This is a genomic window from Planctomycetota bacterium (assembly GCA_016125255.1).
GTDB lineage: Bacteria > Planctomycetota > Phycisphaerae > Phycisphaerales > Zrk34 > RI-421.
The window spans coordinates 1-15,138 of record WGMD01000019.1 but is presented as its reverse complement, the minus strand read 5'-3'; the positions used below and the strand labels follow the sequence as shown (position 1 = coordinate 15,138).

Sequence of the window (15,138 nt, the reverse complement as noted above, 5' to 3'; positions counted from 1 at the left end):
GCTCTCCCGCACGGATGGACCGGGAGTCGGTCATGACGTAAGTCGCCGACTCCAACATGGTTCATCCCGAAGGGGATACCCCACAGGCCACGCGGTGCATGCGAGCAACCGGCGTGGCCTTATTGTTTGACCAGACAAACACCCTGCGAACAGGGTCATACACAACTGAATAGCGAGACCGACATGAATCCCGAAATGCTTCGAATCATCGACTCAATCGCCCGCGACCGGAACATCGACAAGGAATCGTTGTACACGGACATCGAGCAGGCGATGGTGTCCGCCGCGCGTAAACATTTCAACGCCGAGGACACGGACGAGTTTTCCTCCACGCTGGACCGGCTGACGGGCAAAATCCAGCTTTTCCGCTCGGGCGTGGAGATTCCGCTCGAGTCGCTGGGCCGCATCCCGGCTCAGACCGCCAAGCAGGTGATGATTCAGAAGTTCCGCGAGGACGAGCGCGCCAGCATCTACGACGAGTTCTCCGACCGCATCGGCGAACTGGTCACGGGGACGGCCCAACGCTATGAGGGCGGGTCGCTGGTCATCTCGCTGGGGCGGGCCGAAGGGTTCATGCCCCGCAGCGAGCAGATTCCCGGTGAGCAGCATCAGCCGGGCGAGCGTGTGCGGTGCATGATTCTGGACGTGCGGGACATGGGGCATCAGGTCAAGATCGTGCTCAGCCGGGCCGCGCCGGACTTTATCCGCCGCCTCTTCGAGGTCGAAGTGCCCGAAGTCACCGAGCGCATCATCGAAATCAAGGCCCTGGCCCGCGAGCCGGGGCATCGCACGAAGGTCGCCGTGTCGTCGATCGACTCGAAGGTCGACGCGGTGGGCGCCTGCGTGGGCGTGCGCGGCAGCCGCATCAAGAACATCGTCGACGAACTGGGCGGCGAAAAGATCGACGTCGTGCGGTGGAACGAGTCGTCGCAGGTGCTCATCGCCAACGCGCTGCGCCCGGCGGAAATCGTCGAAATCAGCTTGTTTTTCGAGCTTGGCCGCGCCACCGTCGTGGTCAATGAAGATCAGCTTTCGCTGGCCATCGGCAAGCGCGGGCAGAACGTCCGCCTCGCCGCCCGGCTTACGAGCTGGGACGTCGATATTCTCACACCCGCCGAGTTCGCGCGTGGACTGGACATTCTCGACGAGACGCTCAAGAGCGTCGAGGGCGTGACGGAGGAGATGATCGACCGCATGGCCGCGCTGGGCATGATCACCGTGTTCGACGTCGAGGAAGTCGGCGAGGAAGTGCTCGTGGAGCAGGTCGGCAACCTGGGCATGACGCCGGAGCTTGCGGCTCAGGTCGTCACCAAGTGCTCGGAGCGCGCGAAGGTGGTGGCTCAGCAGCAGCAGCAGGAGCGCGAGCTGGCGGAGAAGAAGAAGGCCGAGGAAGCGGCGGCGATCGCAGCCCAGCCGGGCGAAGCGCAGGCGGCGTCGATTCTGGGCGATCTATTGGGCGGCGGGGCGTCCAGGCAGGCGGCGGCTTCCGCGCCGAAGATGGACGAATCGGGCTCGATCATGGACATGCTCGCCAGCCGGCGGAGCGCCGATGCGGACGAGAGCGGCGAGGAGCCCGGGGGCGACGGGCCGCATGACGTGGCTATGGCCGAGGCGGAGGCCGAGGCGCGGAGCAAGCGTCAGGCGAGCCCGGCGGAAATCGAAATCGAACAGTCGCAGGACGAGACGGAAATCGCCAAGCTTGCGACGGGCGAAGCGGAGACGGACGAAGATGAATCGGAGTCGTGAAGCATCGGGCGGTTCGGGCGTATTGTGCGCCCGCCGCTGATGCGGATAAGCGCGGCCGCGGCAGGTCGCAAGGAGCATTGTCTTGGCCAAGGCCAAACGTCTATTTCAGGTCGCGCAGGAAATCGGGATCGAGTCCAAGGCGATCCTCGAAAAGTGTCGCGCTGAAGGTCTGGATCTGCAGAACCACATGGCGGCGATCCCGATCGGGCTTGAAATGACGATCCGCGAGTGGTTCAGCGAACATGACAGCGACGAGCCGGGCTCGACGGCGATCGAGACGGCCGAGAAGGTCGATCTGGCGAAGATCAAGAAGGCCCGCCCGCGCAAGAAGCTCAATGCGCCCCCGGCGCCGGTCGAGGAGGAAACTCCCGCCGAGGACACAGCCCAGGAGCCGGTCCAGGAGCCGACGAAGGCGACGAAGAAGACGGCCGAGCCCGAGCCCGAACCCGAGGTGGTCGAGGCGGAAGCCCCCGCGCCTGCGGAAGCGGAAGGCGCGGTCCAGGAGCCGGTCGCCGAGCCGGTCGCCGAAGCGGCGGCGCCCGAAGCGGCGAAGAAGGCGGAGCCGGCGACGGCCAAGCCCAAGGAAGAGCCCAAGGCCCAGGAGCCGCCGGCGGAGGAAGCCAAGCCGGTGGTCAAGCCGGCCGGTCCGCAACTGGTGACGCCCAAGGCGGCGAAGCTGCGCGGGCCGAAGGTCATCCGTGTCGAAGAGCCGGAGGTGATGCGCGCCCCGCGTCCGCGTCGAGCGGCCGACGGCGGTCCGGCCCGACCTGCGGCGCGAGCGCCGGAGCAGCCGGCGCCGGATGTGATTCGTTCGCGCGGCCCGGTGCGCGGCCGCGGCGCCGGCGGTCCGGCGCAGGGTCAGACGGACGACGAGTCGGGACGCTCGCCGCGGCGCAACAAGCGGACCGGCACGGCCAGCCCGCGCAAGGGCCGCACGGGCGATGCGGATGTGTGGTTCAAGGGCGTGCGGCGTGAGCAGGACCTGGTGGAGCGCGAGGAGCGTTTGAGCCACGCGGCCGGGTTCCTGAAGCAGCGCCGGCGCGAGATGAAGAAGCGCGCCGAGGGCGGATCGATCGCCCAGACGCCGATGGACGTCGGCGGCCGCGTCGAAATCGCCGCGCCGTTCACCATCAAGGACCTGTCGGCGGCGACGGGCATCAAGGGCGCTGACATCATCAAGTTCCTGTTCAACAAGGGCATCATGACGACCATCAATCACGCCATCGACTCCGAGGCGGCGATGGAAGTCTGCCTCGAAAACGATATTGAATTGATCGTCAAGGAAGCCCAGACGGCCGAAGAGCAGATCGCCGGCGAGTTGGAGGCGGTCGAGTACAAGGACATCCGCCGTCGCCCGCCGGTCGTGGCCGTGCTCGGTCACGTGGACCATGGCAAAACGTCGCTGCTTGACCGCATCCGCTCCGAGGACGTGGCCAGCGGCGAAGCTGGCGGCATCACGCAGCACATCGGCGCCTTCCGCACGACCATCAAGGGCTCGGACGGCGAAGACAAGACCGTCGTGTTCCTCGACACCCCCGGTCACCAGGCGTTCACCAACATGCGCGCCCGCGGCGCGAACCTCGCCGACATCGTCGTGCTCGTCGTCGCCGCCGACGACGGCATGATGCCCCAGACGATCGAGTCGATCAATCACGCCAAGGCGGCGAAGATTCCGATCGTCGTCGCGCTCAACAAGATCGACAAGCCCGAGGCGACGGAAAAGAACATCCAGCGCATCTACGGCCAGCTCGCCGAGCATGAACTGAACCCGACCGAGTGGGGCGGGTCGACGGAAGTGATGAAGGTGTCGGCGACGACGGGGACGGGTGTCCCTGAACTCATCGAAGTGCTCGATTATCAGGCGGAACTGCTCGAACTCAAGGCCGGTTATGACGGTCAGGCGCACGGTCAGGTGATCGAGGCGCAGCTGGACATGGGCCGCGGGCCGATCGCGCGCGTGCTCGTGCGAGAGGGCAACATCAAGGTGGGCGACTTCGTGGTGATCGGTCGTGCGTACGGCAAGGTGCGCTCGATGACGGACGATCACGGCAAGCAGCTTCAGGAAGCGGGTCCGGCGACGCCGATCGAAATCGCCGGCATTGATGAAGTGCCGGACGCGGGCGACAAGATGTACGTGACGACGTCGCTCAAGCAGGCCGAGAACATCGCCGAGCAGCGCCGCGAGCGTGAGCGCAAGAAGGAGCTGGCCACCAAGGGCGCCGTTACGCTCGACAACGTGTTCGAGCAGATGAAGGCGGGTCAGACCAAGGACCTCCGCGTCGTGCTCAAGGCCGACGTGCAGGGCTCGATGGAAGTGCTCAAGAAGGCGATCGAAGAGCTGGGCAACGAGGAAGTCACGGTCAAGGTGCTTCACGTGGCCGTGGGCGGGATCACCGAGTCGGACGTGCTTCTGGCCGAAGCATCCGACGCGGTCATCATCGGCTTCCAGGTCATCGCCTCGCAGCAGGCGCGCAACGAAGCGGAGCGCCGCGGCGTGGAAATCCGCCTCTACCGCGTCATCTACGACATCGTCGACGACGTGAAGAAGGCCCTGGAAGGCATGCTCGCCCCGACCAAACGCGAAGACGTGCTCGGACACGCCGAAGTGCGCGAAGTCTTCCGCGTCTCGAAGGTCGGCTCCATCGCCGGCTGCTACATCACCGACGGCGTCGTCCGCCGCAACGCGCATATCCGCGTGACGCGCGACGGCATCGTCATCGAGCACGACCGAACCCTCGAAACCCTCAAACGCTTCAAGGACGACGCCAAGGAAGTCCGCGCCGGCATGGAATGCGGCATGAAGATCGAAGGATACGACGACATCCGCCAGGGCGACGTGCTCGAGTGCTACGTCACCACGACGGTCAAGACAACACTGGCTTAAGTGTGGAGTGGGGAGTGCGGAGTGGGGAGTGATAGGCAACAGACGCGTGACCCTGCCTTTTACTCCGCACTCCCCGCTCCGAACTCCGAACTCTCCTCATGGTCATCGGCATCCTTCAGGTTGAACTGGTCATCGGCGACGCGATGTGCCTCAAGGACAAGCGGCGGATCGTCATGAGCGTCAAGGAGAAGCTGGGGCAGTCGGCCAACGTGGCGGCGGCGGAGGTGGATCGACTCGACGCCCACCAGGTCGCCGTGCTGGGCATCGTGACGGTGACCAACGACGGGCAGATGGCCCAGAAAACGCTCGACAAAATCGTCGAGCAGCTCCGAAGCGACGGGCGCTTCGTGTTGAATGACCGACGGATTGAAATATTGAACGGATACTGAGGAAAACTCGAAATCCGAAACTCGAACACCCCGGAACCCCCCGATCCCCAACCCCTAACCCCCGACCCCCATCCCCCCATGTCTCATCGCCGCGAACAACTTGAATCGACGCTCCGCAAGGCCCTCGGGCAGGTGCTCGCCGAAGGGCTTTCCGATCCGCGCGTGCGGGGGATGATTTCGGTCTTGAGCGTGAAGGTGTCGGACGACGGGCACACGGCTCTGGTGAACGTATCGGTCTTGCCGGAGGAGCATCAGGCGCTGACGGTCAAGGCGCTTCAGCATGCGTCCCGGCATCTGCACGCGACGGTGAGCAAGCGCGTGGCGGTGCGGACCATGCCGCATTTGCAGTTCGTGCTCGACACGTCGCTCAAGAAACAGGCGGCGGTGATGGAGGCCATTCACAAGGCCAACGAAGACATGACGGATTCGGGCGCGGCGACGGACGCCGGGACCGATGACGCTAATGAGGATGCTTCCCAGTGAAGAATGCCAGCGACTACGCCAAGCATCTGTCGAAACTGATCAGCTATCTGCACAAGTCGGCTTCGGAGCGCGAAGTGCCCGAGCGTCCGCCGCTGGAGCAGCTCGTGCACAGCTTCCTGTGCTGGGAGTCGAGCCATAATCAGGCCGACCAGGCCTTCGTGAAGCTCATGCGCGAGGTCGTGGACTTCAACGACCTGCGCGTGACGGACCCGGCGCAGATCGTCGCGATCATCGGCTCGTCGTACAGCCGGGCGGAGGAGCGTGCGTATCGGCTCAGCCGGGCGCTGCATGCGATCTACCGCAAAGAGCACGCGATGGACCTGTCGCGCGTCAAGGAACTGCCCAAGCGCGAAGCGCGCGAGTATCTGGAGGGGCTGGAGGGCATGCCGCCGTTCGTGGCGGCGAGCGTGGTGCTCCTGAGTCTGGACGGTCACGCCATGCCGGTCGACGATCAACTGCTCGATCGCCTCAAGCGCGACGGGATCGTGGACGAGGAAGCGACGATGGCGGAGGTGCAGTCGTTCCTGGAGACGCATATCCGGGCCGCCGACGGGATCGTCGCGTATGTGCTCATGCGCGCCTACGTCGAGCGGCCGATCAAGTTCGACGGCGGCGCCCCGCGCAAGACCACCAAGAAGTCCACCAAGAAATCCACCCAGCGTCCGACGAAGAAGTCGACGACGAAGAAGAAGGCGACCCGATGATGATCCGTCGCAATCAGCAGCAGATTCTGCGTTTTGGCCTGCCCAAGGGCTCGCTCGAAGAGAGCACCATCGACCTGTTCGCCCGGGCGGGGTACTCGGTGCGCATCCCCAGCCGCAGCTACTTTCCGGAGATCGACGATCCGGAGATTTCGTGCGTGATGTTCCGGGCGCAGGAGATGAGCCGGTACGTCGCGGACGGCGTGGTCGATGTGGGCATCACGGGGCACGACTGGGTCGTCGAGAACGCGTCGGACGTGCACGAAGTGTGCGAGCTGGCGTACTCGAAGGCCACGAGCAAACCGGCCCGCTGGGTACTCGCCGTGCCGGAGGAATCGGAGATCAAGAAGCCCGAGGACCTGGCCAACTGCATCATCTCGACGGAATTGGTCAACACAACCAAGCGCTACTTCGAGAAGCGGGGCGTGAACGTCAAGGTCGAGTTCTCATGGGGCGCGACGGAAGTCAAGGCCCGGCTGGTCGACGCCATCGTCGACATTACGGAGACGGGCTCGAGTCTGCGCGCGAACAATCTTCGCATTATTGACGAAATCATGAGTTCGACGACGCGCATCATCGCCAATCACGAGTCATGGAAGGACCCGGTCAAACGGGATAAGATTGAAAGCTTGGCGCTTTTGCTTAACGGAGCGATCGGCGCCAAGCATCGCGTTGGCCTGAAGATGAACGTGCCGCGCGAAAAGATGGATGCGATCATGGCCATGCTTCCGGCGGAGAAGTCGCCGACCGTCAGTCCGCTGGCGGATGAGGGATGGGTCGCGATGGAAATCATTCTGGAAGTGCGCGTGGAGCGTGAGCTGGTGCCCAAGCTGCACAAAGTGGGCGCGACCGGCATCTTCAGCTACCCCATCAACAAGGTCATTCATTAGGAAATATCAACGTGCGGACATGCCGATCTGGATGCGTGCGACGGACTGGGCTGAAGGTCATCGGCTGCGTGGTCATCGTCACGGGGCTGATCGGATGTGGTGAACCGGCCAAGACGACGCCGACGGCTTCGACGCCCGCCGGCAACGGGCCGGTCGAGCGGCTCGCCGCGCAGGCGCAGGCGGAGTCCAATGCCGCGCCGCACAGTTTCAACCTCAAGCTGCCGGCTCCGCCGAGCGTGGACGCCAAGCTCGTCGAACCGCACAAGGGCAAGGCGCTCGAGGATGCGTCCCTTTCGTTCGATCAGGTGATCGCCAAGCTGCCCACGCCCGATTACCTCACCCCCGCGCCCAAACCCGCACCGGGCGCGGATGTTCAGCCCGCGGACGCCGAGCCCGCCCCCGCGGCCGTCAAGGCCTACGTCCTCGGCCGGGCGGCGTACAAGGAAGGCAACCGCTGGCAGGCCATCACGCAGCTTGAGCAGGCCCAGCGACTCGACCCCAACTCCCCGCAGATTCTCCGCCTGCTCGGCTCGATCTACTTCGCCTACGGCAACGATGTGAAGGGCGCCCAGCGCTTAAGCGAAGCCGTCAAACTCGACCCCGACGATGGGCAGAGTCTGTTCCTGCTCGGGCGTTTTGCGTTTCAGAAATCGCTCTGGGCCGAGGCGACCGTCGCGCTGGCGCGCTCCGCCGCCGTGTCGCAGGAGCTTGTCGACCCCGCCGTCGAGTACCTTCGCCCGTACTATCTCGGGCAGGCGTTGGCGCAGCAGGGTTACGACGCCGCGGCGGTGACGCAGCTAGAAAACTACCTGAAGCTGCCCGATCGTTTCGCCCGCACGACGGCGCTGCTGCGCGAGCTGGCCTTCCTCGATCGTCAGCGAAGCCGGGTGCACATGCAGGTCGGCGATGCGCTTTGCCGCCTCGGTAAGTTCGACGCCGCTTTCGACCACTACGCCCAGTGCAACACCGGCGACGACGACGAGCCCATCGACAACGCCCAGCTCGCCGCACGCCGCATTTATGTGCTCATGGCGATGGGCCGGCCCCATTCGGCCGAACAGGCCCTCGTCGATCAGCTACGCTCGACCGGCGTCTCCGCACCGTCGCTCTCGCTCGTCCCCTACGTCGCCGATCACACCGCCAATCGCAAGCAGTTCGTCACGCTCGTGCAATCGCTGTACGTGCAGCAGGATCGTCCGGCCCCGCTGGTGCTCGCGCTGGCCGAACTGGTCGATGACCATGACGCGGCGGCGCTTCTGGCTGATCATCTGACCGCCAAGCCCGGCGACATGCTCGTTTTTGATCGTTACGCGTCGCGTGTCGCCGAGAAGGACCCCGCCGCGCTGATCGCCACCGTCGTCAAGCTCATTGAGAAACGCCCCGAAGCCGCCCGCGATTACGTCGAGGCCCTCGACAAGCACAAGCTCGATGCGGACAAGCTGCTTTCGCTGGTGGATAAACTCAGTGATTCCGACCGCGACTCGGCGGCGGCGTGGTATCTGCGCGGGGCGTTCAATGATGCGGCCGGTCGCGTCGATCCGGCGGCGGCGGCCTACGACAAGGCCCAGACAATCGACCCGGCGTTCCTCACGCCGCAGGTGGCGACGATCGAACTTCAGATCCGCCTCGGTCGGTACGATCAGGCGCTGGCGCTATTGGACAAGGTCAAGGACCCCAACGATCCGGCGATCCGCTTCACACGCGCCAAGGTGCTGGCCCGGACCGAGAAATTCGGCGACGCCCTGAAGATCATGGACACGCTTCAGGCCGCTGAGCCGCGCAATCTCGAATATCGCCTCTTCCGCGCCCAGGTCGAGCGGCAGAGCAAGGACTACAACGCCGCCGAGCGGACCTTGTGGTCCATTCTTGATCTGGACGCCACGTACGAGGCCGCCTACGTCGAGCTTTTCGATCTGTACGAGCAGAATCCGCGGACGGACAATACGGCTTGGATTCGGCTCATGAAGCAGGTCCAACGCGAGATACCCGCCAGCCGCATCGCCCGGCTCAAGATGGCCGAGTGGTACAGCGCCAATCGCCAGTACGACCGCGCGGAGCAGAACCTGCGCAGTTTGCTGACCGAAGACGCATTGGACATGACGGCGATGGCGCAGCTTGTCGGCCTGCTGATGGAGACGGACCGGGCGCCCGAAGCGGAGAAGTACCTGCTCGACTTCCTCGACAAGCATCCGCAGGTCAAGGAGACCACGCCGATGCTGCTCCTGGAGGCGGTCTCCGAAAAACTCGGCAAGCTCGATCAGTACTATCCGCGCATGGAGGCCTTCCTGATGCGTCAGGATGAGTCCTTCGATCGCGCGATCAAGCTCTATTCGCTCTACGCGCGATGGAAGAAGGACGACAAGGCGGCGCACTGGCTCGAGGAAGCGGTCCGGCTCAAGCCCGAACAGGCGGTCGAATTGCGGATGGCGCTGGCGGTCGTGTACCGGCAGGCGGATCAGCCGGAAAAGGCGCTTGAGCAGCTTGATCTGGCGCTGGCGTCCAAGCCCGCCAAGCCGGCGGATGTGCTTTACGAAAAGGCCATGGTGTATCACACCATGGAGAAGCCCGACAAGGCGGAGCAGGTGCTGCTCGAAGCGCTGAAGATCGACCCGGATCACGCGCCGTCGAACAACGACTTGGGCTATTTCTACGCCGACGACAATCGCAATCTGCCGCAGGCGCTGTCGATGACGACCAAGGCCGTCACCGCCGACCCGGAAAATGGGGCGTACCTCGATTCGCTGGGCTGGGTGTTCTACAAGATGGGCCGGTTCGACGAATCGCGTCGCCGGCTCGAAGAAGCCCGCACGAAGCCCGAAGGCAACGACCCGGTGATTCTCGATCACCTGGGCGATGCGCTGTGGCGGCTTGACGTGAAGGGCCGGGCGACGGACATCTGGAAGCAGGCGCTGGAGCAGGCCAACGCCATGGACGTCGATCGCCGGCCGGACCTGGCGAAGATCCGCTCGGGTCTTCAGGCCAAGATCGACGCCGTCTCCGCCAACCGTCCGCCCGCCGTGGCGTCCATCCCCGGCGAAAAACCCCCGCCCGACGGCAACAAGTGACGCCCCCGGCTTTTGTCTTGTTACTCCGCACTCCGCCTACCAAACTTCGCAATCTGGATCATCGCCATGGCTGGTCACAGCAAATGGGCCAATATCAAGCACCGTAAAGGCCGGCAGGACGCCCGCCGCTCCAAGATGTGGAGCAAATGCGCCCGCTTCATCATCGTCGCCGCCCGCAACGGCGGGGGCGATCCTGCCACCAATCTGAGTCTCCGCTACGCCATCGACGAAGCCAAAGCTCAGAACATGCCCAAGGACACGATCGCCAACGCCATCAAAAAGGGCACCGGCGAACTGGGCGGCGAAAACTACGAGCCGGTGATTTACGAGGGCTATGGACCCGGCGGGGTGGCGATGATGGTCGAGTGTCTGACCAACAATCGCAACCGTACCGCCGGCGATATTCGCACTGCTTTCGACAAGGCCGGCGGCAACCTTGGCACGACCAATTCCGTGGCTTACACCTTCACGCAGACCGGCGTCTTCGCCGTCGCCAAGGACGCCATCGGCGAAGAGGCGATCATGGAACTGGCCCTCGAAGCCGGGGCGGAGGATGTGACGGACGAAGGCGAAGTCTGGCAGATCACCTGTCCGCCGACGAACTTCCATGCCGTCCGCACCGCACTGGAAGACGCCAAACTCGAGACACAAGTGGCGGAATTGTCGATGATCCCCTCGACCACCGTCGAATGCACCGGCGACATCGCCCGCAAAGTCATGAACCTCGTCGACACGCTCGAGGACCTCGACGACGTGCAGAAGGTCCACGCGAATTTCGAAATCCCCGACGAGGACCTCGCCGCGTTGGGCTGACCGGGGATCGGGGGTCGGGGATCAGGGATCAGCACACGGCAGGGGGCGCTTCAGCGCCCCCTGTGCCTTTTACGGTTGGAACAAGTGCCAAATCACATATCCCGCCGGCGCGAGCACGAGCAGGACCCCCTGTAACGAAATCCACATCCAATAAATGCGCGGATGTTCTTCGACGCCGATGTCCCATCGTTTGAATCTCGCGGTGCCCTCGATCAGTTGAACGGGGATAAGAATGGACCCAAGGAGAATTGTGCCGACGCAGGCGATAATGACGCCATTTTCTTTGTTGTTCGCAGTTACGACGAAAACAAAAATCACAAAAAACATCAATGCAATCAATATTTGAAGACCCCGGTCTCTCATGGCCTCGGCTCGCTGGAAGCGCTATTTGGACTTCGAAACTGCTCCAAGTGTTGTCGCGGATTCATGCCCAAAAGTTGCGAATGCGGACCAGCAACCGGTCAATGCCGTCGTCGGTACAACGTGGCCGCCGAACCGAGCAACATCAGCATCGCCGACGTCGGCTCGGGCACCGCCAAGGCAGAACTTGCGACACGGAACCCGATGTTGCTGGTCTCGTCCGTCGGGATGCCGTTGCCTCGGGTGGACGACCGCAGGCGGAGCTCGTTGACGCTCCACGAGCCGCCGCGGGCGCCGCGAAAAGAAGCCGAAATGAGTGCTTCGTTCCATTCCAAAACGTTGCCGTTCTGATCGAACGTGCCGTACGGACTGGCGCCGGCCGCTCCTGCTGAACCCACTGTCGTGACGTTCCCGTTCTGACTGTTCCAAACGGCGCCAGAGTTAAAATTCACCACGTTCGCGCCGGGGTTGGAAATATCGCCGATGGCGTTGGCGGTAGCGAGAGTCGGTACACTGTTGGAGCCGGTGGCGTAGAGGAAGTAGCTGCTGGTATTGGGGTCGTAATAGGCGGCCTTGTACCACTCGTCTTCGCTGGGAAGGAAATACGACGCGCCGCCGGCTCGGCTTTCGGTCAGGCCGTTGTTGATCGTGTAGACGCCGCTTTCGGTAGGGGCCGATCCTTGGCCGTTGCTCAGCCAGTTGACGAAGCGGGCCGAGTCAAGCCAGGACACATAATTGACCGGTTTGTCGGCCATGTTTGTTTTCGTGGCGTAGGTGTAGCTTCCGTCCGCTCCGGTCCGCGTGATGCCGCCGCGGGCGTCGCTGCCCATGTTGCTGTTATACAGGCCGTGCGGATCGCTTGCGGCCACGGCGTTGAGGAACTCGGCGTACTGGGCGTTGGTCACTTCGGTCGTGGCGATGCGGTAGTCATACAACACCGCGCCGTAGCCGGTCGAGGGATCGGCCGCATTGCCTGCGTTGCCGATGTCCGCCCAAGTGAAGGTGACAGCCGCCCGGGCAACCCCCGCCCCCGGAACAATGCCCGCCCCGCAGACGCAAACCGCAAGCGCAGCGGCACCGACAATGACCGATCTCATCGCAAAACCTCCTCAGCTCTGTTATGCGTATCACATTCTCGACTTGGACTCCGGAACACGCCGTCGTCCCTGCCAACGCCAATATACCGTCGCCCCCGGCGCGAAGGCAAGGAAAATCAGCGGCATCGGGACCGCTTGCCGCCGACATTCAGGTTCGTTCCGCTACGTCCGGTCCGCCACGACCTTCAAGACGCGAATCGCCTCTGTATCCTGGATCGAACTGGTCAACGGACCCATGCGTATCAATCCTGTCCTAGGACGCACACTCCGAGGCGAAAGAGGCCTATTTTCAGCGGATTTACCGGGCCTTTTGAAAAGCGAAAAAATTCGCAGGTGGTTCGCTTGACAGTCCGATGGATGAGGATATCATTAGCCCCACAGTCGCAAGAAGACTGCTGCTTGGAGTAACGCTGCTCAGGTAAGGAATACGCACTACATGCCAAACAAGGACACACGGTAGACCACTCGGCAGCACCCCCGTACGACCCATCTTCAAGGTCGCGGCACTGCCCGCGACCTTGTTTCGTTAGACGCTCGATCAGGTAGGCAAAAAAATAATTCGCAGTCCCTTAACAGGGGTTGACACGAACTTTGAGGCGGGTATATTGCTCCGCCCCAGATGAAGCGGCCAAGGCCGATTGAAATCTGGAAGTGATCTTTGACAAGTGGATAAGTCTGGAATGCCGCATACATTCACATAATGTATGTGACACTGAGTAGCGCATGGCTATTGGGCTGCTCTTCTGTTCGATCCGCCTAGGTTCGAACGGGAGGGTTTCCAGTTGATATCGTACTGGAATGATGGCATCGACTCTGAGTCGATGTGATCAAGCTACTAAGAGCATGTGGTGGATGCCTCGGCGTTAGGAGGCGATGAAGGACGTGGGAACCTGCGATAAGCCCAGGGGAGCTGGAACCAAGCTTCGATCCTGGGATCTCCGAATGGGGCAACCCGTTCTGTCAGGGCAACCTGGCAGTTCATCGGCAACTGAATGCATAGGTTGTCGAAGCGAACGTAGGGAACTGAAACATCTAAGTACCTACAGGAAAAGAAAGAAACCTCGATTCCGTCAGTAGCGGCGAGCGAAATCGGAATAGCCCAAACCAGTCTTCGGACTGGGGTTGCGGGCACCAATATCCAGACCAGATTGATCGTGAATTACCTGGAAAGGTAAGCCATAGAAGGTGATAGCCCTGTCGTGTGAGATCAAAGTCTGGTAGGTGTACCAGAGTAGCGTCGGACTCGTGAAACCCGGCGTGAAACCGGGGAGACCACTCCCCAAGGCTAAATACTACCTAACGACCGATAGTTTACCAGTAAGGCGACTGAATGGTGAAAAGCACCCCTATAAGGGGAATGAAAAGTACCTGAAACCACATGCTTACAAACAGTTGTAGCCCCTTCGGGGGTGACAGCGTGCCTTTTGCATAATGAGCCAGCGAGTTAGCCTCTGTGGCAAGGTTAAGTCCAACAAGGACGTAGCCGAAGCGAAAGCGAGTCTGAATAGGGCGACTAGTCGCAGGGGTTAGACGCGAAACCTAAGTGATCTACCCATGGCCAGGTTGAAGGGAAGGTAAAACTTCCTGGAGGACCGAACCCGTTAACGTTGAAAAGTTATGGGATGAGCTGTGGGGAGGGCTTAAAGTGCTATCAAACTGGGAGATATCTCGTTCTCCTCGAAATAGTTTTTGGGCTAGCCTCACGTTACAGCATACGGGGGTAGAGCTACTGGATGGATTTGGGGGGCTACCCGCCTACCCGGTCCAACCAAACTCCGAATACCGTATGCCTCTGTCGTGGGAGTCAGACTGCGGGTGATAATATCCGTGGTCAAAAGGGAAACAACCCAGACCACCAGCTAAGGTCCCAAATCTCGTCTCAGTTCTTAAGGAAGTCAAGTTGCAAAGACAACCAGGATGTTGGCTTAGAAGCAGCCACTCATTTAAACAACGCGTAATAGCGGACTGGTCAAGGAACTTGGCGCCGAAAATGATCGGGAATAAGGCGAGAACCGAAGCTGTGGACTTGTGCTTGCACAAGTGGTAGAGGAGCGTTCCTGTCGGCGCAGAAGCGAAACGGTAACGTTTCGTGGAGCGGCAGGAAGCGATTATGCTGGCTTGAGTAACGATAAAACAGGTGAAAATCCTGTTCGCCGAAAGCCTAAGGATTCCTGGGGAAGGTAAATCCGCCCAGGGTTAGTCGGGCCCTAAGACGAGGCCGAAAGGCGTAGTCGATGGACAGCAGGTTAATATTCCTGCACTCGGTTGTGCGGTTGAAGCAACGCGACGGATCCAGAAGTTCAGGCGGTCGATTAGACGTGACCGTTCCCGCAAGGGTAACCTCTTAGATGGGTATGCTGGATGGATGGATTCCAAGAAAAGCCGTTGTGGACAATCAGCCGATCCGTACCAAAACTGACACAGGTGGGCGAGGCGAATAGCCTCAGGCGCTCGAGAGAACGGTTGTTAAGGAACTAGGCAAATTCACCCCGTACGTTCGCAATAAGGGGTCCCTCCACCGCAAGGTGAGGGCGCAGAGAAGAGGCTCTGGGGACTGTTTATCAAAAACACAGGACTGTGCGAACTGGCAACAGGATGTATACAGTCTGACGCTTGCCCAATGCTGGAATGTTAAGGAAGCCGGTTATTAGATTCGTCTGAGAAGCTGGCGACCGAAGCACCAGTCAATGGCGGCCGTAACTATGACGGT

10 protein-coding genes and 1 rRNA gene are annotated in these 15,138 nt (G+C 61.9%); 9 read left to right on the top strand and 2 right to left on the bottom strand.

All coding sequences use genetic code 11. The annotated features are described in order from the left end of the window. The first annotated feature begins 183 nt into the window (after positions 1-183). The 8 genes from nusA (at position 184) to GC162_14070 (ending at position 10,971) form a co-directional block, all read left to right on the top strand. Positions 184-1,746, top strand: a complete 1,563-nt coding sequence (gene nusA, locus GC162_14105; GenBank protein MBI1369775.1) for a transcription termination factor NusA — start codon at positions 184-186, stop codon at positions 1,744-1,746. Positions 1,747-1,822: 76 nt separating this feature from the next. Beyond that, entirely contained in the window at positions 1,823-4,630 is a 2,808-nt protein-coding gene (gene infB / locus GC162_14100) for a translation initiation factor IF-2 (protein MBI1369774.1), read from the top strand. Between the two features lie 98 nt (positions 4,631-4,728). Then, on the top strand, positions 4,729-5,019 hold the full coding sequence (locus GC162_14095; GenBank protein MBI1369773.1) for a DUF503 family protein: 291 nt from the start codon (positions 4,729-4,731) through the stop codon (positions 5,017-5,019). 78 nt (positions 5,020-5,097) lie between these two features. Continuing rightward, positions 5,098-5,502, top strand: a complete 405-nt coding sequence (gene rbfA / locus GC162_14090; protein MBI1369772.1) for a 30S ribosome-binding factor RbfA — start codon at positions 5,098-5,100, stop codon at positions 5,500-5,502. Beyond that, the gene (locus GC162_14085; GenBank protein MBI1369771.1) at positions 5,499-6,206 is read left to right on the top strand and encodes a hypothetical protein; all 708 of its coding nucleotides are present in this window, start codon (positions 5,499-5,501) and stop codon (positions 6,204-6,206) included. The genes rbfA and GC162_14085 overlap by 4 nt, the downstream gene beginning before the upstream one ends. Further along, positions 6,206-7,093 carry an ATP phosphoribosyltransferase gene (locus GC162_14080; protein MBI1369770.1) on the top strand — a complete coding sequence of 296 codons (888 nt, stop codon included), beginning with the start codon at positions 6,206-6,208 and terminating at the stop codon, positions 7,091-7,093. Before GC162_14085 ends, GC162_14080 begins: the two co-directional genes overlap by 1 nt. A 35-nt stretch (positions 7,094-7,128) precedes the next feature. Continuing rightward, complete coding sequence (locus GC162_14075) at positions 7,129-10,158, top strand: tetratricopeptide repeat protein (protein MBI1369769.1); 3,030 nt, start codon at positions 7,129-7,131, stop codon at positions 10,156-10,158. A 66-nt stretch (positions 10,159-10,224) separates the two neighbouring features. Further along, positions 10,225-10,971: a YebC/PmpR family DNA-binding transcriptional regulator gene (locus GC162_14070; GenBank protein MBI1369768.1), complete on the top strand. Its 747-nt coding sequence runs from the start codon at positions 10,225-10,227 to the stop codon at positions 10,969-10,971. A 69-nt stretch (positions 10,972-11,040) separates the two neighbouring features. On the opposite strand, the gene GC162_14065 is transcribed toward GC162_14070, so the two are convergent. After that, the gene (locus GC162_14065) at positions 11,041-11,298 is read right to left on the bottom strand and encodes a hypothetical protein (GenBank protein MBI1369767.1); all 258 of its coding nucleotides are present in this window, start codon (positions 11,296-11,298) and stop codon (positions 11,041-11,043) included. Positions 11,299-11,432: 134 nt separating this feature from the next. Further along, positions 11,433-12,428, bottom strand: a complete 996-nt coding sequence (locus GC162_14060; protein ID MBI1369766.1) for an SUMF1/EgtB/PvdO family nonheme iron enzyme — start codon at positions 12,426-12,428, stop codon at positions 11,433-11,435. Between the two features lie 822 nt (positions 12,429-13,250). Between GC162_14060 and GC162_14055 the strand changes: the two genes are divergently transcribed. Continuing rightward, positions 13,251-15,138 (top strand): 23S ribosomal RNA (locus GC162_14055); the annotation flags it as partial.